Origin of the sequence: Virgibacillus salexigens, from assembly GCF_014905415.1 — a bacterium.
Lineage (GTDB): Bacteria > Bacillota > Bacilli > Bacillales > Amphibacillaceae > Virgibacillus > Virgibacillus salexigens.
The window spans coordinates 1-926 of sequence record NZ_BNEO01000016.1; the positions used below are offsets into that span (position 1 = coordinate 1).

General features: G+C 49.4%; 2 tRNA genes and 2 rRNA genes. All 4 read left to right on the forward strand.

The features are described from left to right. Positions 1–103, forward strand: a 16S ribosomal RNA gene (locus JKP73_RS21970); the annotation flags it as partial. 114 nt (positions 104–217) lie between these two features. After that, a tRNA-Ile gene (locus JKP73_RS21975) sits at positions 218–294 on the forward strand. A 19-nt stretch (positions 295–313) separates the two neighbouring features. Beyond that, positions 314–386: transfer RNA gene (locus JKP73_RS21980), tRNA-Ala, on the forward strand. 228 nt (positions 387–614) lie between these two features. Beyond that, a 23S ribosomal RNA gene (locus tag JKP73_RS21985) occupies positions 615–926 on the forward strand; the annotation flags it as partial.

A 926-nucleotide genomic window follows, 5' to 3' on the forward strand; every position in this document is an offset into this window, starting at 1 on the left:
TGAGGTAACCTTTTGGAGCCAGCCGCCGAAGGTGGGACCAATGATTGGGGTGAAGTCGTAACAAGGTAGCCGTATCGGAAGGTGCGGCTGGATCACCTCCTTTCTAAGGATTATTACGGAACCCTGAAGCATCCCTTACGGGATCTTCGGGAAGGGCATACGTGGTTGTTTGGTTCAGTTTTGAGAGAGTAATTTTCTCCATATTACATAAATAGATGGGCCTGTAGCTCAGCTGGTTAGAGCGCACGCCTGATAAGCGTGAGGTCGGTGGTTCGAGTCCACTCAGGCCCACCATCTATTTTATATTATATACGGGGCCTTAGCTCAGCTGGGAGAGCGCCTGCCTTGCACGCAGGAGGTCAGCGGTTCGATCCCGCTAGGCTCCATTTTTGTACCTTGAAAACTAAATAAGAGTAACAACGACATCAGAAAGCTGAAACAACTGTTCAGCGACGTACGGACTGGACGGAGCCTGCGGAGATAAAGGAGACATGATGAACGTGAGTGAATCATTGACTTATCGCACAAAGGTGAAGGAAGTCGCGCTAGTCGCTAGTTGATGAAGCTGGATTAAGCAAAGGCGATAAAGAAGTACGCTTATTCATTGAATAGCTAGTTAAGTGAATAAGGGCGCACGGTGGATGCCTTGGCACTAGGAGCCGAAGAAGGACGGGACTAACACCGATATGTCTCGGGGAGTCGTAAGTAGACATGGATCCGGGAATTTCCGAATGGGGGAACCCACTGTTCGTAATGGAACAGTACTTCTATCTGAATACATAGGATAGAAGAGGCACACCCGGGGAACTGAAACATCTCAGTACCCGGAGGAAAAGAAAGCAAATGCGATTTCCTAAGTAGCGGCGAGCGAAACGGAATCAGCCCAAACCAGAAGGCTTGCCTTCTGGGGTTGTAGGACACTCCAT